Here is a 17,814-nt window from a genome sequence, read left to right as displayed (position 1 = left end):
CTTCCTCTCCCTTGCAATACCTAGACTGTGCGGCCCTTGCCGCGTTTCCTGCCTTTCTTGCCACCCCCGTAGAGCACGTCCACGAGGCCCTCGATGTTGTCTTCGGTCTGGATGACGCGCAGCCCCTTGCCGGCCAGGTATTCCACGGGGCGCTGGCCCGCGCTGGACACCAGCAGGTAGGTGCAGTCGGACAGGACGGCGGCCAGCGCCTCCCACCGGGCGTCGCCGGAACCGGCGGGCGGTGCCGGGCGCACGCCCAGCAACTCCACCGGCCCGACCATGGGACCGACCGTGGGATCGTTCTGGGGTCCGTCCCCAGGACCGGCCTTGGGCCCGTACACCAGAAACTGGCGGGCGTGCCCAAGGTGTTCATCCACGTCAAAACCATCGCTGCTGGCCACGGCCACGTAGGGCCTGTCACCGCCGGGCACCGGCAGGCCGGAGCCTGCGGTGACGGCCACGGGTTCGCCGCATCCCATGCCGGTGCGCCGCGCGACGGGCAGACCGTCGCGGGCAGAGGCGTCAAGCACGGGCAGCCAGGCGGCGGCCGCGTTGCGGGCGGCGTCCATGGTGGCCGCGTCGGCAGCGGGCACAGGGCCTGCCGTGTCCTCGGCGGGAACGAAGGGCAGCACGTAGATGCCCGAGGCGCCCAGCACCTTGGCTGCGGCAGCGATGTCGCCCACATGGGTATCGTTGATGCCGGGGTACACGGTGACGCACACCGCGACCTCGATGCCCGCCTTGACCAGCGCGGCCAGGGCCACGGCCTGCTCGTCCACGAGCAGCGCGGCGCCCTCGCCGGGCCGCAGGGTGCGGGTGCCGGGGCGGATCCAGGCGTACAGGGTGTCCACCAGTTCCGGGTCCACGGCGTCCATGAGCAGGGTGACGTGGCTGACGCCAAGGTCCGCCAGTGCGGCGGCATGGCTGGCCACGCCAAGGCCGTTGGTGGTCACGCACAGAGTGATGTGCGGGTAGGCGGCGCGCACCAGATGCAGGGTTTCCAGGGTGCGGTCGGGCACGGCGAACGGATCGCCGGGACCGGCAATGCCCACCGTGTCCACCACCGCGCCCGATTCCATGACCGTACGCAGGTGCTCCAGCGCCTCGTGCGGCAGCATGGCAGGGGACGCAGGCTGCGTTCCGCAGGCGCACGGGGTGCTCACGCCCGTATCGCCATGACGGCTGCGGGCGTTGGAACGCGGCGCCACCGGCAGCAGCAGCCAGCCGCCGGGCCGTCCGTTCGTGTGCATACAGTGGGGTGCGCCGCTCATGGTGTCTCCGTGGGGTTCTCCGCCCGGCGCCTCAAGGCTCCGTGTGGTGCCAAGCGGCGCCGGGCGGAAAGGATGCGGTTGCTGGGTGTGTCGTCACGAGCAGGATTTTTGTGCTCTGCCAAGGAAGGACAATTTTTTATGGAGGGAGCGTACTCTTCTCGTACGTGACCGGAATAAAAACTTGTTCTGACGAAGGCAGAGGGCAAAAGGACGCTCGTGACCGCACGCCCTAGTAGACCAGTTCGAACTTCTCCTCGGGCGCGTCACGGTCGGCGCGGTCGAGCAGGACGCCCAGGATCTTTTCCATCAGGCGGATGCCGCCCTTGTACCCCGTCACCGGGAAGTACTGGTGGCCCACCCGGTCCACGATGGGGAAGCCGAAGCGCACGTAGGGGATGTCTTCGTCACGGGCGATGTACTTGCAGTAGGTGTTGCCCATGATGAGATCGACGGGCTGGTTCTTGATCCACTGATGGAGCAGGAACATGTCGCCCGCGGCGCGCACATTGACGTCAAAGCCCTTGCCCGCGCACAATTCCTTGATGCGCGCCTCGAACTTCTTGCCCGGCGTGCCGGTAACCACGTGGACGGGCTGCATGTCGAGCGTCAGCAGGAACTCGGTCAGCGCGATGAGCTGGTCCGGGTCGCCCACCAGTGCCACCTTCTTGCCGAAGAAGTACTGGTGGTAGTCCGAGATGACGTCGATGAGCTGGCCACGTTCGAAGTTCACGGTGTCGGGCACGGAGGTGCCAGCCACGGTGCGCAGGGTGTCGATGAAGCGGTCGGTGGCCTTCAGCCCGATGGGGATGTCCAGCACCCGGCAGGGCACCTTGCACTGCGAATCCAGGGTGCGGGCCGCATCGGCGGAACACCATTCGCCCAGGGCCAGCGTGCCGATGGCATCGCCCGCGGCGCGGATGTCCTCGACCGGGGTGCCCGCATCGGGGAACATGTGGTACTCGCCGGTCAGCGGGCCGTTGAGCACGCCGGAGGTATCCGGGAACATGGTGTAGGACACGCCGATCATGCCGGCGATGCGCTTGATCTCCTCCATGTCCGCAGGTTCCACCCAGCCGGGAATGATGTTGACCTTGCCGTTCTTCTTGCCGGTAGAAACGGCCAGGCACTTTACCATGCCCTTGACCATGTTGGAGAAGCCGGTGACGTGCGAACCCACGTAGCTGGGCGTGGAGGCAAAGATCACCTGCTTGCCCGCGGGCACCTTGCCTTCCTTCTCCGCCTTGTCGACAATCTGCTTCAGGTCGTCGCCAATGGTTTCGGACAGGCAGGTGGTGTGCACGGCGATGACTTCCGGTTCGTACACCGAGAAGATGTTTTCGATGGCCTGCAACAGGTTGGCCTGTCCGCCGAACACCGAGGCGCCTTCCGTGAACGAGCTGGTGGCCGCCGACACGGGTTCCTTGTAGTGGCGGGTCAGGGTGCTGCGGTGGTAGGCGCAGCAGCCCTGCGAACCGTGGCTGTGCGGCAGGCAGCCCTTGATGCCCAGGCCCGCGTACATGGCGCCGATGGGCTGGCAGGTCTTGGCCGGGTTGATGTTGAGCGCCGAGCGCTCCTTGATTTCCGTCGGGGTATGTCTGAGCAGCATGTCGTTTCCCTTCCTTGCCCGTTATTCCCAGACGTAGGTTGCCGAGAGCTCGGGGTTTTCTTCCCAGGGGGCCTTGAGGTCGGACCAGACCTTGCTGGTGACCAGGCGCTTGATTTCCGTGTAGAAGTTCACCGCGCCCTTGAAGCCCGCATAGGGTCCGCCGTAGTCGTAGCTGTGCAGCTGCTTCATGGGCACGCCCATCTTCTGCACCGAGAACTTTTCCTTGATGCCCGCGCAGAACACGTCGGGCTTCAGGAGTTCGATCAGCTTGTCGGCCTCGTACTGGTTCAGGTCATCGATGACGAGGGTGTTGGATTCCATCTGGGGCATCATCCCTTCGTAATCCTTGAAGGTGAAGCCTTCCTCGGTGAGGCGCTTCAGGTCTTCGTCAGACTTGCGCGGGACAAAGCGGGTGGCGTCCGGGGTGACCTCGATTTCTTCAATGTTGCGGCTGTCGGCGTCCACCTTGATGCTGGGCATCACCTTGCGGCCTTCGTAGTCGTCGCGGTGGGCGAATTCGTACCCGGCGGCGATGGTCTTCATGCCCATTTCGGTGAACAGGTCCTGGTAGTGGTGAGCGCGCGAGCCACCCACGAACAGCATGGCCGTCTTGCCTTCGGTGAAGGGCTTCACTTCTTCCAGGGCCGCGTACACGGCGGGCATTTCTTCGGCGATGACTTCTTCCACCCGGTCGATCAGCTTCTTGTCGCCGAAGTACTGGGCGATCTTGCGCAGCGACTTGGCAGAGGATTCCGCACCGATGAAGTTCACCTTGATCCACGGGATGCCGTACTTGGTCTCCATCATTTCGGCCACGTAGTTGATGGAACGGTGGCACATGACGGCGTTCAGGTCGGCCTGGTGGGCGGTGGCGAAATGCTCGTAGGTGGAGTTGCCGCTGAAGGTGGACACCAGGGTGATGCCGCACTTTTCCAGCACGCGTTCCAGTTCGAAGGCATCACCGCCGATGTTGTACTCGCCCAGCATGTTGATCTTGTATTCGCCAAGCTTGGGGGTATCGTCCTCGCCCACCACGTGGGTGAAGATCTGGTTGTTGGCGATGTGGTGACCCGCGGACTGCGAGACGCCCTTGTACCCTTCGCAGCTGAAGGCAAAGATGTTGATGCCCAGCTTTTCCTTCATCTTGCGGGCCACGGCGTGGATGTCGTCGCCGATGAGGCCCACCGGACAGGTGGCGAAGATGGCGATGGCCTTGGGGTGGAAGGTGTCGTAGGCCTCCTGGATGGCCGCGATCAGCTTCTTTTCGCCGCCGAAGATGATGTCCTCGTCCTGCATGTCCGTGGAAAAGGCGTAGGGCATGAAGTTTTCGGACGATTCGAACGGCGCCTTGGTCTGGTTGCGGCGGGTGAGCCACGAATAGAACCCGCAGCCGATGGGCCCGTGCGTGATGTTCACGATATCGCGGGTGGGGCCCAGGATAACGCCCTTGCACCCTGCGTAGGTGCAGCCGCGCATGGTGATGATGCCGGGCGTGGTGCGCACGTTGGCCTGCACCTCGGGCACCACGTCGCCGTCCTTCACGTCGTTGATGACGATCTGCTTGGCACGCTTGCGGGCGACCTTGGTGGGATACTTCTTGAGCAGTTCTTCCTTGACGGTCGCGACGTCGGGGATGCTCTTGTGCTTCAAAGCCATGATGTACCTCGTTGCTAGCAGTAGGCGTGGTTGCAAGGTGTAGTTTTGTTCGCTGGCCAGGAAAACGAGGCGGCCGCGAGGGAACATACTCTTCTTGTATTTGACCGAGTCGGCGGCCGAAGTTTGACGCTTCGCTCTTGATGTCCGTAAGGCTCGCACGCTCGCCTAACGGCCACGCTTCGCGCCCTTCGGGTCAGTCCGTCAGCGGGCAAAAGAACCCTTGCAACGCGCCTACAGGATGGCTTTGTCGCCATGCTCGGCGGTTCTCACACGGTGGGCTTCCGGAACGGCGGTGACGAAGATCTTGCCGTCGCCGGGCTTGCCCGTCTGGTTCACCTTGATGATGGCCTCGACCACGTCGCTGACCTGGTCGTTGGGCACCACCACGGTGACCACGCGCTTGGAATACAGTCTGCCCTTTTCACCGAGCAGTTCCACGGCCTCTTCGAACCCTTCCTTGGCGCCTTCCAGCAGGTCGCTGCTGACCAGCCCCTTGCCCCGACCGAAGGCCTCGTGAGCGTAGAAACCGTTCACGCCCGCTTCGGTCAGCGCCTTCTTGGTCTGGTTCATCTTGTTCAGGCGCACAACGGCCATGATCTCCTTCATGCCGCGGCCTCCTCGATGTCGGGTTCCTTCACGCCGGAGCTGATGGTGTAGACCTCTTCAACCGAGGTGACGAAGATCTTGCCGTCGCCGAAGGCGCCCTTGGCGCCGGTGCGGGCCGCTTCCATGATGGTGTCGATGACGAACTGCTTTTCGCTGGCCTTCACCACGCTGATCAGCAGGGTCTTGGGAATTTCGTCGTAGGTGATTTCGCCGATCTTGATGCCGCGCTGCTTGCCGCGCCCGGCCACGGACATCTTGGTCACGGCCGGAAAGCCTGCGGCCATGAGGGCAGCCAGTACGTCGTCGGATTTTTCGGGTCTCACGATGGCACGAACCATGATCATCATCGCCGTTCTCCTTCAGATTGTGGGTGGTGGTGGAAATGGTTCGTCTAGGCTTCGAACAGGCCGTAATCCATCAGCAGCTTTTCCAGCTCCGAGATCTGGAGGGGCTTCGGCACCACGAACATTTCGTTTTCGTCGATGGCTTTCGCCAGATTGCGGTAGTGCTGGGCCTGGCCGTGTTCGGGCGAGAACTCGATGACGGTCTGGCGGTGAATTTCGGCGCGCTGCACCTGGTTGTCGCGCGGGACGAAGTAGATCATCTGGGTGCCGATCTTGCGGGCCAGCTCCTCGATCATTTCCTTTTCGTTGTCCACGTTACGCGAGTTGCAGATCAGGCCGCCAAGGCGCACGGTGCCCGATTCGGCGTACTTCATGATGCCCTTGCAGATGTTGTTGGCCGCGTACATGGCCATCATTTCGCCGGAGCACACGATGTAGATTTCCTCGGCCTTGCCGTCGCGGATGGGCATGGCGAAGCCGCCGCACACAACGTCACCGAGAACGTCGTAGAACACGTAGTCCAGCTTCTGGTCTTCCTCGTACGCGCCGAGGGATTCCAGCATGTTGATGGAGGTGATGATGCCTCGCCCCGCACAGCCGACGCCCGGTTCGGGGCCGCCCGATTCCACGCAGAGGGTGGTGGAGTAGCCGGGCTTGCGGATATCATCGAGTTCCACGTCCTCGCCCTCGTCACGCAGGGTGTCGAGCACCGACTTCTGGGCCAGGCCGCCCAGCAGCAGACGGGTGGAGTCGGCCTTGGGGTCGCAGCCGACGACCATGACCTTGCGCCCCAGAGCTTCCGCGAGACCCGCGACGGTGTTCTGCGTGGTCGTGGACTTGCCGATGCCGCCCTTACCGTAGATGGCCACCTTTCTCATGATATCCTCCTGAAGATTCACGCCCGACCGGGTGTTGGATTGGCCGGGGTGTGTTCGCCGTGACTGGCGTGCCCATGCAACGACACGCATAGGGCAAACCCCGTGCCAGTGCGTGCAACAAGAGGTAATAGGTTAAAATGGCATACGTTATTCGCGCGCCACGAGTTCATGACGCACGTCGGACGCTACACGTATGCACCGACTATTTTGTCGTATGCGACAAATGCGTTGTGCCCGACATGATCGGAACAGGGCCTGAAAAGGAAGACAGAGGGAGCGATGCGGCAAAACGGCAGGATTTGCGACGCGCGTGTACGCCAAGGCCAGCAGCACCGGCACGAAGGATGGCGGCACCGTGTCAGCCGCACCGAAGCGCAGGGGCACTAGGGGATGCAATGAAACGCGACCCGCCAGCGGGTTACGCCGGGCAGGCATGCAGGGGCGGCACGAGCCGGATGTGAGCCGGATGTGAGCCGGACGCACCCCGCACCGCCTTTCCATCTGATGGGGGTTTGGCATTGACGATGCAGGGGTAGGGCATCCGGTTCACGCGGAGGTCCGTCCCGACCTCTTTCCCCGCCAACACCCGCACCTGTTCCTGTGGGGTCGGGACGGCTCCGCCATTCTTTTCGGAGGCCCCATGCTGCTCGACACCACCCTGCGCGAAGGGGAACAGTCCTTCGGCACCTACCTGTCCGTTGCCGACCGCGAGCGCGTCCTGCGCGGCCTTGCCGCCGTGGGCGTACCGGAAGCCGAGGTGGGCTGGGCCGGGCGTGACGACCTTGCGGACATGCTGGCACTTGCGGCGCGCGTGGCCCCTGGCCTGGCAGCCGCCGCGTGGTGCCGCTGCCGCCCCGAGGACCTGCGCGCCGCCGTGGCCTGCGGGGCGCGGCGGGTCTGCGTGGGGGTGCCCGTATCCGATGCGCACCTTGCCCGGCGGCTGGGCCTGGGCAGGCCCGCCCTGCTCGACCTGCTGGCCACCACCCTGGCCGAAGCGCGCATGCTGGGCATCGAACACGTGACCGTGGGCATGGAGGACGCCTCGCGCGCGGAACGTGCCTTCGTGGTCGCCGTGGCGCGCCACGCCGCCGCGCACGGCGCGCACCGGGTACGCCTGAGCGACACCGTTGGTCTGTACACCCCGCTGGAGGTGGCGGACATGGTGCGCGCGCTGCGCACGGAACTGGAAAACGCCCGGCTGGACGGCTCGGCCCCCCGTGCGCGCCGGGTCTCCATCGGCACCCATTTCCACAACGATTGCGGCATGGCCACGGCCAACGCCCTCACCGCGCTGGAATGCGGCGCGGACTGCGCCGACGTTTCCGTACTGGGTCTTGGCGAGCGGGCCGGAGTGGCCCGATTGGAAGAACTGGCCGCCGCTCTGGTGGTGCGTGGCCGGGCGTCGTTCGACCTTGCGCCCCTGCGCGGGTTGTGCGCCCACGTGGCCCAGGCCGCCTCGCTGTCCGTACCGCGTCACTGGCCCGTGGCCGGACGCGACATCTTTGCCGTGGAAAGCGGCCTGCACGCCCACGGCGTGCGGCGCGACCCGGGCCTGTTCGAACCCTTCCCGCCGGAACTCGTGGGCGGCAATCGCCGCATGGGCGTGGGCCGCAAGAGCGGCGTGGCCGCCGTGGCCGCCGCCCTGTCCGAACTTTCCATCCTGCCCCCCCCGGACGAACTGCCCGCCATCGTCGAGGCGGTGCGAGAACTTTCCGCCACCCTGCGCCGTCCGCTGACCACGGCGGAGCTCACGGAACTCGCCGAACTGGCGCAACAGCCTGATGCCCGAAGCACGCAGGCCCACGCCCCGCAATCCGGGCCGACCATTACTTCAACCACCGACAACAACCGGCAACCGCGCCGCGCCAATCAAGGCCAGCGCGGTCCGGCACGTACACGGGAGGCATGACCATGCGCCTGTTCTGTACCTCTGTCGCCATAGCCATGGCCTGCGCCATGCTGTCGGCGCTTCTCCTCGGCCCGCTGCCCGCCTGACCGCGACCGAACACCCCGCGTACGCGTCCACCAGGAGCGCGTCTGCGGAGTGGCGGCCCCGCGAACAACGGGCTCTGATACGGGGGCCGTCCGTCCCATTCCGCGCGGAGGAGGGACGGCGGCCCCTGTTCACATTCCGCGCCCGGTGGCATCCAGGCGACCTGCCACATTCCGGCGCAACGGCCTGACTCTGACTGTACCTACACGCACCCGCCTGCATCTGGTCGCACCTGCCCGCTTCTCCACCCCGCCGACAAAAAAGAGCGGCCCTCCCCTTTCGGAAAGGACCGCCCACGCCAGGCAATGTGCACGCCCCGCGTACGGGGCCACATGGTCAGCCGCCCCGGCTACATGCCGAGGTAGGCCTTTTTCACGTCTTCGTTCACCAGCAGGTTGGCGGCGGTGTCTTCCAGGGTGATGCGCCCGGTTTCCATGACGTACGCACGGTGGGCGATCTTCAGGGCCTGGTTGGCATTCTGCTCCACCAGGAACACCGTGGTGCCGTCGGCGTTGATCTTGCGAATGATGTCGAAGATCTGCTGGATGATGATGGGCGCAAGGCCCAGCGAGGGTTCGTCCAGCAGCAGCAGGCGCGGCCTGCCCATGATGGCGCGCGAAATGGCCAGCATCTGCTGTTCGCCGCCGGAAAGGGTGCCCCCCGCCTGCTTGCGGCGCTGCGCGAGGATGGGGAACAGGCCGAAGATGTAGTCCAGATCGCGGGCGATGCCGTCCTTGTCGTTGCGCAGGAACGCGCCAAGGTCCAGGTTTTCCTGCACCGTCAGGTCGGGAAAGATCAGCCGCCCTTCCGGCACCTGGCTGATGCCCAGACGCACGATCTCGTTGGGCTTCATGGTGTGGATGGGCTTGCCCTCGAACAGCACCTCGCCGGTGCGCGGGGGCACCGCGCCGCACACGGTCATCAGCGTGGTGGTCTTGCCCGCGCCGTTGGCGCCGATAAGAGTGACGATCTCGCCCTGACCGATGGTCAGGTTGATGTCGCGCAGGGCCTGGATGTTGCCATAGAAGGCATTGACGTTACGCAGCTCAAGCATGGGATTCCTCGCCCAGGTAGGCCTTGATGACCCTGGGATTCTTGCTCACTTCCTCGGGGGTGCCCTCGGCGATCTTCGAACCGTACTCCATGACGTAGATACGGTCCGACAGCGACATGACCATGCTCATGTCGTGCTCGATGAGCAGCACGGAAAGCTTGTGGCGCTCGCGGATCTCGATGACGAGTTCCTTGAGTTCGTGGGTTTCCTGCGGGTTCATGCCGGCGGCGGGTTCGTCGAGGCAGAGCAGGAAGGGTTCCGTGGCCAGCGCGCGGGCAATCTCCAGCCTGCGCTGGGCGCCGTAGGGCAGGTTGCGCGCCTCGTCCTTGTAGTGCTGGTGCAGGTTCACGCTTTGCAGCAGCGCGTAGCTCTCTTCCACGATGCGCTGTTCCTCGGCGCGGGTCTTGGGGTCGCGCAGCAGCGCGCCCAGAATGCCCGCCCGGGTACGGCAGTGGCGGCCGATCATCACGTTTTCCAGCACGCTCATGGTGGGGAACAGCCGGATGTTCTGGAAGGTGCGCGACATGCCCAGCGCGGTGACCTGGCTGGCCTTCAGACCGTTGACGGTAACGGTGCGGCCATCGCGCGGGGTCACGTGCACGGTGCCTTCGGTGGGCACGTAGATGCCGGTGATGCAGTTGAAGAACGTGGTCTTGCCCGCCCCGTTGGGGCCGATGAGCGCCACTATCTCGCCCTGGCGCACTTGCAGGTCAACTTCGTTCAGGGCGCGCAGGCCCCCGAAATTCATGGAAACGGAACGGACGTCGAGTACGGCGGCAGCCGCATTGGCGGTGGTTGCGGACATCAGGCGTTGCCTCCGGCGGCGGGGCGCGCCGCGTCAGCACCGGCGCCTTCGGCGTCGGGCACGTTGTACTTGGTGCGCCCCGGCGAAACGAGGCCCTGCGGGCGGAAGACCATCATCAGCACCATGGTCGCGCCGAAGATGAGCATGCGGTACTCGGAGAACGCGCGCAGGTATTCGGGCAGCAGGATGAGCACCAGCGCGCCCACCGAGACCCCGATGACCGAGCCCATGCCCCCCAGCACCACCATGGCAAGCACCATGGCCGATTCCAGGAAGGTGAAGCTGGCCGGGTTGATGAAGGTGGTCTTGGCCGCAAAGATGACCCCGGCAAAACCCGCCCAGCACGCGCCCAGAGCGAATGCGGTGAGCTTGGTGGTGGTGATGTCGATGCCCATGGCCTGACAGGCGATTTCATCCTCGCGCAGGGCCTGCCACGCGCGGCCGATGCGCGAATTCTTCAGGCGCGTCACCGCAAGGATGGTGACGATGACCGCCGCCAGAATGAGGTAGTAGATATAGGTGGTGGCGTCGCTGACCGAAAGCTGCATGCCGAACAGGCCGGGCCGCTCGATGTTGGCGATGCCGCTGGGCCCCTGCGAGAAGCTGCTCCAGTTTTCCAGCACCAGGCGGATGATTTCGCCAAAGCCCAGGGTGACGATGGCCAGGTAGTCACCGCGCAGGCGCAGCACCGGAAAGCCCAGCAGGATGCCGAACAACGCGGCCATGGCCCCGCCGATGGGCAGCACCGCCCAGAAACCGAGGCCGAAGTTGCTGTTCAGGATGGCATAGGAGTAGGCGCCCACGGCGTAGAAGGCCACGTAGCCCAGCACCAGCTGGCCCGAAAGCCCCACCACGATGTTCAGGCCAAGGCCCAGCATCACGTAGAGCAACGCGGAAATCATGATGTTGGTCTGGTAGGTGGAAACCACCCATGGCAGCACCAGAAACGCGGCCAGCAACACGGCCAGGGCGGGCACGGCGGCCTTGGGGTCGCTACGCAGGCGTTCGAACCACGCCCCGCGCGTGGACATGGCGCCGCCAGCGGTGGCGGCGCGCCCGGCTTCCTTGCGGGCCAGCATGAACCGCCACACAAAGGACAGCACGAACGTGCCCACGCCCATGCCCAGCATGTTCTCCCAGCGCCAGTCGATGGTTCCTTTCAGGCTGTCGATCCTGATGACCATGAGCGGAAAGGTCAGGAACATGAACCACAGGCTGACCAGTATGGATTTCTTGAGACCTTGCATGAAGACTTTCCTCGGAATGCGTCGTTGTGTCCTGCGTGTTCCGGCACCCGGCGGGGCGGTCGTTGCCGCGCCCGTGGAATATCGGCAAACTTGGGGGTTACCGTGCCAGGTCTGCGGACCTCCCCCCCGATACGCGACCGGGAGTTGGGAGGCTACCGGCCAGGGGCGGTTTCCAAATCAGGACTTTCGTTCGTTGGCAAGGAAAACGAGCCTGTCATGAGGGAGTATACTCTTATCGTATTCGACCGACATGGCAGGCGAAGTTTGACACAGCCAACGGGCGAAAGGACCATTTGGAAATCGTCCCCGCCTAGACTTTCTGCGTCTTGGCCTTGCCCAGAATGCCCGAAGGCCGGAAGATGAGGATGAGCACAAGCAACGCAAAGGCCAGCGCATCCTCGTAGTCGCTCGAAATGTACCCGGTGGCGAAGCTTTCGCACCAGCCAAGCACAAGGCCGCCCAGCATGGCGCCGGGAATGGAGCCGATGCCGCCCAGCACGGCGGCGGTGAACGCCTTGATGCCCGCGATGAAGCCGATGGCGAAGTTCACCTGGCCCACGTGCGAGGCGATGAGCACACCGCCCACGGCGGCCAGCGACGAGCCGATGACGAAGGTGAGCGAGATCACCTTGTCGGCGTCGATGCCGAGCAGCATGGCCATCTTGCGGTTCTGGGCCGTGGCGCGCATGGCCTTGCCCATGCGGGTGTACTTGATGAACAGCGTCAGCGCGGCCATGGACACGGCGGAGGTGACGATGATCAGCACTTCGCTGGCGCCCATGATGTGCGCGATGGGTTCAAGAAATTCGGGCTGCGGCACCAGGTTGGGAAACGGCATGAAGTCCGAGGTCTGGGCCAGAATGACGTAGTTCTGGAGAAAGATGGACATCCCGATGGCCGAGATGAGCGGTGAGAGGCGCGGCGCGTCGCGCAAGGGCTTGTAGGCGATCTTTTCGAGCGTCACGCCGTAGGCCGCACAGTAGATGACGGCCACGACGGCGGCGATGATCAGGATGGCCACGGCGGGAAAGCCGTAGATGCCAAGCACCCCGGCCACTATCAGCGCCGTGAACGCGCCCAGCATGTACACTTCGCCGTGGGCGAAGTTGATCAGCTCGATGATGCCGTACACCATGGTGTAGCCGAGCGCGATGAGCGCATAGATGGAGCCGCGCGTCAGCCCGCCGAAGAAGAGTTCCCAGAAATACTGCCAATCCATTAGTGCCTTCCCGTACATGCGCGGCCCTGGCCGCACCTTGTCAAAACTCGGGGGACGGGCCTGTGGCCCGCCCCCCTGTCGTATGCGATGCTTTCCGTCGAACTACTTGAGTTCCACGTACTTGCCGTTCTTCACCTGGTACATGGAGAAGCCGACGCCTTCGGCATCGCCGCGCTTGTCGAACTTGATCTTGCCCACCGAAGTTTCAACAAATTCGGTGCGCAGGGCGTTCATGATCTTGGCGGAATCGGTGGAACCGGCCTTTTCGATGGCGTTCAGCAGGGCCAGCGACGCGGCGTAGGCTTCCTTGTAGAACGCGCCGGGTTCGGTGCCGAATTCCTTCACGTGGGCTTCGATGGCTTCCTTGTACAGGGGCAGCGAGCTCACGTCGCGCGAGCTGGAGGCGTACACTCCTTCGGCGTCCTTGCCGGCAACCTTGATGAAGGTGTCGTCCTTCACGCCGTCGTCGGACACGAAGGGCAGGTCCATGCGCTTCTTGCGCATCTGCTGCACGATCTTCGAGGCTTCGGGATGGTAGCCGCCGAACATCACGGCTTCGGCGCCGGAGTTGCGGATCTTCTGCACAACGGCGGAGTAGTCCACGGCGCCGGGGGTCACGCCTTCGAAGAGCACCACGGTGCCCTTGCCGCCCTGTTCGATGAACTGCTTGGCGTATTCGGCGTAGCCCTTGCCGTAGTCGCCCTTGTCGTGCAGCACGGCGATCTTCTTCTTGCCCAGCTTGTCGATGGTGAAGTCCACGCCCAGCTTGGCCTGCTGATCGTCAGAGGCGATGGTGCGGAAGAAGTTGGGGTAGTCGCCGCTCTGGGTCAGGGCCGGGTTGGTGGCCGAGGGCGACATCAGCACGATGTTGGCTTCCTTGTAGATGGGAAGCGCGGCCTTGGTGGCGCCGGAGCAGATGTGGCCGAGCACCACGTTGGCGCCGTCGGACACCAGCTTGGTGGCCGCGTTGGTGGCCAGTTCGGGCTTGCACTGGTCATCCTGGGGAATGACTTCCACCTGCTTGCCGAGCACGCCGCCCTTGGCGTTGATCATCTTGGCCACCAGCTTGGCGGCGTTGACGGTGGGCAGCCCGTAGGAGGCCAGGTCGCCGCTGTGGGCGCCGGCCACGCCGAACTTGATGGTGTCCGCAGCAAACGCCGGGCAGGCCATAACGGCCACGACAAGACCCGCAACAAGGCCTTTGAACCATCCTTTACGCATGCTCGATCCTCCGAAATGTTGACGGAATGAGTGGACAATATTGTAAAGACATTGCCGCAACGGCGACCACCCCGCGCACGCACGGCAATGCAGCGCGTCGGGCAGGAATGCCACCATCGACCAACACTTTTTGATGCCACGGAATCCGGAAAGCTGTCAAATCCTACCGGTTACGACAACTATCCGATGTTTTGGCGAAATTCCGGCGACACCCCGCGCATTGTCATTTTTGGCATCGCTTCGTGGCGGAAAACCTGCCGCAGGTCATGTTCTCCGCTCCGCAGCATGCGCGTGCGGGTGCACGTGCCGGATAACGCACTCACACGCCTGACTGACAGGCGCACTCGCATGCGCTGCGCGCCACGGTCCTGCGCCGCCCTCTCGTTTCGCACCGGGCGCACTGCCCTACCCTTGCATCGCTTCATCCGTCAAGAGCATCACGGCAGATGCATCGGTCCCCTTGTCATGCCGTTCCCTTTCAGGGGTGCTGTCTTCGCCCGTCTCGCTGGCAATGCCCCATGGCGTCCTGCCCGCGCCCTTCTCCGTTGCCCCATCCGTTTCCACCCGCCCTTCCGGGGACGGCAGGGATGCGCCACGCCGCTACGGGGTTGCCACCGCGCGCCGATGCGTGCATAGCATCAGATATTCTCTCGCACCTAGGAGGTTCGCATGCTGAAGGCATTCAAGGAATTCGCGGTCAAAGGCAACGCGCTGGACATGGCCGTGGGCGTCATTCTGGGCGCCTCGTTCGGCACCATCGTCAAGTCGCTGGTGGATGACCTGATCATGCCGCCCATCGGCCTGGTACTGGGCGGCGTGGATTTTTCCAACCTGTTCGTCACCCTGCGCGACGGCGCCGCGCCCGGCCCGTACGCCAGCCTGGCCGCCGCCAAACAGGCGGGGGCGGTAACCCTGAACGCGGGCGTGTTCGCCAACACGGTGGTCAGCTTCGTCATCGTGGCCTTTGCCGTGTTCCTGCTGGTGCGCGGGGTGAACACCCTGCGCGAACGCCTGGAGGGTCCGGCCGCCCCCAAACAGCAGGACTGCCCGTTCTGCTTCAGCAAGATCGACGCACGCGCCACCCGCTGCCCCCACTGCACCGCCGAGATAGGCGGATAGCGCGTACCGCGCCCTGCCCGTCGTGCGGGTCCCCATGGGGCTGCGCCGCCGTTGCGCCTCCGGTGTCGCCTCCGGCGGCGTAGCGGCGGCCAGCGGATGCCAGCGGAGGTTAGTCGCGACGGACAAGAACGGCACGGGCAGGCAGCAGCCGACAAGAATGGACAGGATCGGGCAGCCGGTATCCTGCGGGTGCCCGCTTGCCTGCGCGCCCTCACGTGCTGTTCTGTTACGATGGACACCAACCCCTGACTGCCACCCCGCCTGCCCGCGCCCCGGCACCCGGCGCACCCGCCATCCGTCGCCCCCAACCATTCCGGAGGCTCGCATGCCTGACCGCAGACGCTTCATGCAATCGTTGCTGGCCCTGGCTTCATTGGCAACCCTGCCCGCAACCGCGGCCAACGCCGCCACCGGCGGCGCGGAAACCGGCGCGTCGAAACTTCCGACAGGCGGTGCGCCCGCCACGCCCCATACCACGCAGGCCCCCGGCTTCTTCCGCCTGCCCGTGGGCGGCGTGACGGTGTTCGCGCTGTTCGACGCCCACGGCAAACTCGACCCCGCCATCCTGCACGGCGCGGACCGCAAGGATATCGACGCGTTGCTTGAGGATGCGGGCATCCCCGCCGGACAACCCGCCACCAGCAACGTGAACTGCTTTCTGCTGGACGCCGGGACGCGCCGGGTGCTCATGGATACCGGCGCGGGGGCCTTCTTCGGCGCGCGGGGCGGGTACCTGCCCGACAACCTGCGCGCCGCCGGATACACGCCCGGCGGCATCGACCACGTGCTGCTCTCGCACCTGCACCCGGACCACGCCCTGGGGCTGGTGGACGCCGCCGGGGCTCCCGTGTTCCCCGGCGCCAGGGTGCACGTGAGCGCGCCGGAACTGGACTACTGGACCAGCGACGCCACCTTCTCCGCCGCGCCGGAAGGCCGCAAGGCCGGGCTGCTGGCCCTGCGCAAGGCCCTGGCCCCCTACAAGAATTCCGGGCGACTGCACACCTTTGCGCCGGGGGCCGCGCCACTGGCCGAACTGCCGATTGTCACTTCAGTGGATCTGCCCGGCCACACCCCGGGGCACTGCGGTTTCCGTGTGGCCTCAGGCGGCACGGCGTTGCTGTTCTGGGCGGACATCATCCATAGTACACCGGTGCAGTTTGCCCGGCCGGACGTGTCCATCGATTTCGACGTGGACCAGAAGGCCGCCGTGGCCACCCGCCTGCGCCTGCTGCCCCAGGTGGCCGCCGAGGGCTGCTGGGTGGCCGGGTCGCACCTGCCCTTCCCCGGCCTTGGCCGGGTGCGTGCCAGAAATGGCGGCAAGGGCGATGGCAAGGACGGCTACGCCTGGCTGCCCGTGAACTACGCCGACGGGCTGTAGACGCGAAATGGCTGCTGCCGCCATGTTCAACCCGCAGCAATCGCAATGCACAACGCGCCGTCCGGCATACCGGGCGGCGCGCTTCGTTTGCTGAACAGACAGGGAAAACGGCTGACACGGCGGGCAGTCCCGTCACACGCAGCCGGGTGCCCCATCAGGCTGAGGGGGCGGCAGCAAGGGCGCTCGGGGGCGTCAGCACGTCCGCGTAGTGCTTGCGCGCGGCCAGCCAGGCGCGGGACACGGCAAAGGACGCCTCGTCGTGCGGCTCCATGGTGGCGGTGGGGTGCAGCCCGCGCGCGATGAGCCCGCCGAACAGGTCGTCCAGCGGGATGGACCCGGTGCCCAGGCCCAGGTGCTGGTCGTCGCTGCCGTCGTTGTCGTGCAGGTGCAGGTGGGCAAGGCGCGGGGCAAAGGCATCCAGCCAGCGCCGCATGTCGCGCCGCTGCGCGCCGCGCGCGAAGCTGTGCCAGTGCCCGGCGTCGAAGCAAATGCCCGCGTGGACGCCGCAACGGGCGGCAAGGGCATCCACCAGCGCGGCCACCGGCTCGGGGTCGCGTTCGTGGGTGTTCTCGATGTGCACGGGCGCATCGCACACGCCCAGCACCGCCGCCCAGGTGCCGCAAGACCGCTCCAGCCACGCGTCAAGGGCGGCATCGTGCTGGCTGTGGTCGAAGGCGGCGTGCCCCACCATGTGGCGCGGCGCATACAGGGCCGCCAGTTCCGCCGCGCGGCACAGGGTGTCGCGGCTGGCGGCCAGGACAGCGTCATTGAGGCTGCCGGGGTGCAGGTCGAAGAACGGCAGGTGCACGGCGCAGGGCAACCCGGCTTCGGCCAGACGGCGCGCGGTGTCGCGGTGCCAGTCCGGAGTCAGTTCCTGCACGGCAAAGGTATCGATACCCAGTTCCGGGGCCAGCCCATCGGCCACGAAACGGTCGAGCCACGCGGGGTCTCGGGCCACCCAGCTGAGGGGGAGATTCACGAAGGTGTGCATGGGGGGCGTGTAGCACAGCGCCCGCCCGGGGCCAACCACGCAACGCGGGACGGGCCCCGCGCCGTTGGTCGGCCAGGAGGGCCATTCGGAAACGGAACCTTCCTCCCAGACTGCTGACAAACCCAAAACTTTCCGGGGGAGGGACCCTTTTGCGGCAGCCGGAGGCTTACAAAAGCAGACTTTGTCAGCAGCCTTCCTCCGTCCGTGCCGGGCCGCCCCCGACAGAAAACAGACCTTACCCCGTTTTTCGCCGACCACCCCCCGCCTTCCGCATACTGCACCCTCTTTTCGGCAACCCGACACCCGTATTCCGGCATCCACCCCCGTTTCGCGCCTGCCCTACCCTTTTGGGCGCACCCTCGCAAAAACCACCCCACCGCCACGCGGCGTACCACCTTAATCCGGACTAAAAAAGACCGGTTTGCA

The 17,814-nt window shown here is 65.3% G+C and carries 15 protein-coding genes; 3 read left to right on the top strand and 12 right to left on the bottom strand.

Features of this window, described 5'->3' with window-relative positions:
- Positions 1–20: 20 nt before the first annotated feature.
- The 6 genes from DESTE_RS13995 to nifH form a co-directional block, all read right to left on the bottom strand.
- A complete protein-coding gene (locus DESTE_RS13995; RefSeq protein ID WP_035068238.1) occupies positions 21–1,271 on the bottom strand; it encodes a radical SAM protein in 1,251 nt (416 codons plus the stop codon).
- 229 nt (positions 1,272–1,500) lie between these two features.
- On the bottom strand, positions 1,501–2,877 hold the full coding sequence (gene nifK, locus DESTE_RS13990; RefSeq protein ID WP_035068237.1) for a nitrogenase molybdenum-iron protein subunit beta: 1,377 nt from the start codon (positions 2,875–2,877) through the stop codon (positions 1,501–1,503).
- Positions 2,878–2,898: 21 nt separating this feature from the next.
- Positions 2,899–4,533: a nitrogenase molybdenum-iron protein alpha chain gene (gene nifD, locus DESTE_RS13985; protein WP_035068236.1), complete on the bottom strand. Its 1,635-nt coding sequence runs from the start codon at positions 4,531–4,533 to the stop codon at positions 2,899–2,901.
- Between the two features lie 231 nt (positions 4,534–4,764).
- A complete protein-coding gene (locus tag DESTE_RS13980; RefSeq protein ID WP_035068235.1) occupies positions 4,765–5,139 on the bottom strand; it encodes a P-II family nitrogen regulator in 375 nt (124 codons plus the stop codon).
- Positions 5,136–5,486 (bottom strand): P-II family nitrogen regulator, encoded by a 351-nt coding sequence (locus tag DESTE_RS13975; protein WP_035068234.1) that lies wholly within the window; start codon positions 5,484–5,486, stop codon positions 5,136–5,138. The genes DESTE_RS13980 and DESTE_RS13975 overlap by 4 nt, the downstream gene beginning before the upstream one ends.
- Before the next feature lie 44 nt (positions 5,487–5,530).
- Complete coding sequence (gene nifH, locus DESTE_RS13970; RefSeq protein ID WP_035068233.1) at positions 5,531–6,361, bottom strand: nitrogenase iron protein; 831 nt, start codon at positions 6,359–6,361, stop codon at positions 5,531–5,533.
- A gap of 640 nt (positions 6,362–7,001) precedes the next feature.
- Between nifH and DESTE_RS13965 the strand changes: the two genes are divergently transcribed.
- Positions 7,002–8,270, top strand: a complete 1,269-nt coding sequence (locus DESTE_RS13965) for a LeuA family protein (RefSeq protein ID WP_035068232.1) — start codon at positions 7,002–7,004, stop codon at positions 8,268–8,270.
- 433 nt (positions 8,271–8,703) lie between these two features.
- Here the strand turns inward: DESTE_RS13965 and DESTE_RS13960 are convergent, their stop codons facing one another.
- The 5 genes from DESTE_RS13960 to DESTE_RS13940 all read right to left on the bottom strand — a co-directional run bounded on the left by DESTE_RS13960 (position 8,704) and on the right by DESTE_RS13940 (position 13,900).
- On the bottom strand, positions 8,704–9,408 hold the full coding sequence (locus DESTE_RS13960) for an ABC transporter ATP-binding protein (protein ID WP_015946238.1): 705 nt from the start codon (positions 9,406–9,408) through the stop codon (positions 8,704–8,706).
- Positions 9,401–10,213 (bottom strand): ABC transporter ATP-binding protein, encoded by an 813-nt coding sequence (locus DESTE_RS13955; RefSeq protein WP_035068231.1) that lies wholly within the window; start codon positions 10,211–10,213, stop codon positions 9,401–9,403. Before DESTE_RS13955 ends, DESTE_RS13960 begins: the two co-directional genes overlap by 8 nt.
- Positions 10,213–11,460, bottom strand: a complete 1,248-nt coding sequence (locus DESTE_RS13950) for an ABC transporter permease subunit (protein WP_035068230.1) — start codon at positions 11,458–11,460, stop codon at positions 10,213–10,215. The genes DESTE_RS13955 and DESTE_RS13950 overlap by 1 nt, the downstream gene beginning before the upstream one ends.
- Positions 11,461–11,770: 310 nt before the next feature.
- Positions 11,771–12,679 carry a branched-chain amino acid ABC transporter permease gene (locus tag DESTE_RS13945; RefSeq protein ID WP_035068229.1) on the bottom strand — a complete coding sequence of 303 codons (909 nt, stop codon included), beginning with the start codon at positions 12,677–12,679 and terminating at the stop codon, positions 11,771–11,773.
- A gap of 102 nt (positions 12,680–12,781) precedes the next feature.
- Complete coding sequence (locus DESTE_RS13940) at positions 12,782–13,900, bottom strand: branched-chain amino acid ABC transporter substrate-binding protein (RefSeq protein WP_035068228.1); 1,119 nt, start codon at positions 13,898–13,900, stop codon at positions 12,782–12,784.
- Positions 13,901–14,569: 669 nt separating this feature from the next.
- Between DESTE_RS13940 and mscL the strand changes: the two genes are divergently transcribed.
- Both mscL and DESTE_RS13930 read left to right on the top strand, forming a co-directional pair.
- A complete protein-coding gene (gene mscL, locus DESTE_RS13935; protein WP_035068227.1) occupies positions 14,570–15,019 on the top strand; it encodes a large conductance mechanosensitive channel protein MscL in 450 nt (149 codons plus the stop codon).
- Between the two features lie 325 nt (positions 15,020–15,344).
- Positions 15,345–16,397, top strand: coding sequence for an MBL fold metallo-hydrolase (locus DESTE_RS13930; protein WP_035068226.1), 1,053 nt, complete (start codon positions 15,345–15,347; stop codon positions 16,395–16,397).
- 154 nt (positions 16,398–16,551) lie between these two features.
- Here the strand turns inward: DESTE_RS13930 and DESTE_RS13925 are convergent, their stop codons facing one another.
- The gene (locus DESTE_RS13925) at positions 16,552–17,376 is read right to left on the bottom strand and encodes a sugar phosphate isomerase/epimerase family protein (protein ID WP_425411695.1); all 825 of its coding nucleotides are present in this window, start codon (positions 17,374–17,376) and stop codon (positions 16,552–16,554) included.
- Between the last annotated feature and the right edge of the window lie 438 nt (positions 17,377–17,814).

Source organism: Nitratidesulfovibrio termitidis HI1, from assembly GCF_000504305.1.
GTDB classification, from domain to species: Bacteria; Desulfobacterota; Desulfovibrionia; order Desulfovibrionales; family Desulfovibrionaceae; genus Cupidesulfovibrio; species Cupidesulfovibrio termitidis.
This window is presented reverse-complemented; position numbering and strand designations above follow the sequence as displayed.

Bases quoted from the DNA above. Each gene is read 5' to 3' on its own strand.
- DESTE_RS13995 (WP_035068238.1), bottom strand. From the start codon at position 1,271: ATGAGCGGCGCACCCCACTGTATGCACACGAACGGACGGCCCGGCGGC.
- nifK (WP_035068237.1), bottom strand. From the start codon at position 2,877: ATGCTGCTCAGACATACCCCGACGGAAATCAAGGAGCGCTCGGCGCTC.
- nifD (WP_035068236.1), bottom strand. From the start codon at position 4,533: ATGGCTTTGAAGCACAAGAGCATCCCCGACGTCGCGACCGTCAAGGAA.
- DESTE_RS13980 (WP_035068235.1), bottom strand. From the start codon at position 5,139: ATGAAGGAGATCATGGCCGTTGTGCGCCTGAACAAGATGAACCAGACC.
- DESTE_RS13975 (WP_035068234.1), bottom strand. From the start codon at position 5,486: ATGATGATCATGGTTCGTGCCATCGTGAGACCCGAAAAATCCGACGAC.
- nifH (WP_035068233.1), bottom strand. From the start codon at position 6,361: ATGAGAAAGGTGGCCATCTACGGTAAGGGCGGCATCGGCAAGTCCACG.
- DESTE_RS13965 (WP_035068232.1), top strand. From the start codon at position 7,002: ATGCTGCTCGACACCACCCTGCGCGAAGGGGAACAGTCCTTCGGCACC.
- DESTE_RS13960 (WP_015946238.1), bottom strand. From the start codon at position 9,408: ATGCTTGAGCTGCGTAACGTCAATGCCTTCTATGGCAACATCCAGGCC.
- DESTE_RS13955 (WP_035068231.1), bottom strand. From the start codon at position 10,213: ATGTCCGCAACCACCGCCAATGCGGCTGCCGCCGTACTCGACGTCCGT.
- DESTE_RS13950 (WP_035068230.1), bottom strand. From the start codon at position 11,460: ATGCAAGGTCTCAAGAAATCCATACTGGTCAGCCTGTGGTTCATGTTC.
- DESTE_RS13945 (WP_035068229.1), bottom strand. From the start codon at position 12,679: ATGGATTGGCAGTATTTCTGGGAACTCTTCTTCGGCGGGCTGACGCGC.
- DESTE_RS13940 (WP_035068228.1), bottom strand. From the start codon at position 13,900: ATGCGTAAAGGATGGTTCAAAGGCCTTGTTGCGGGTCTTGTCGTGGCC.
- mscL (WP_035068227.1), top strand. From the start codon at position 14,570: ATGCTGAAGGCATTCAAGGAATTCGCGGTCAAAGGCAACGCGCTGGAC.
- DESTE_RS13930 (WP_035068226.1), top strand. From the start codon at position 15,345: ATGCCTGACCGCAGACGCTTCATGCAATCGTTGCTGGCCCTGGCTTCA.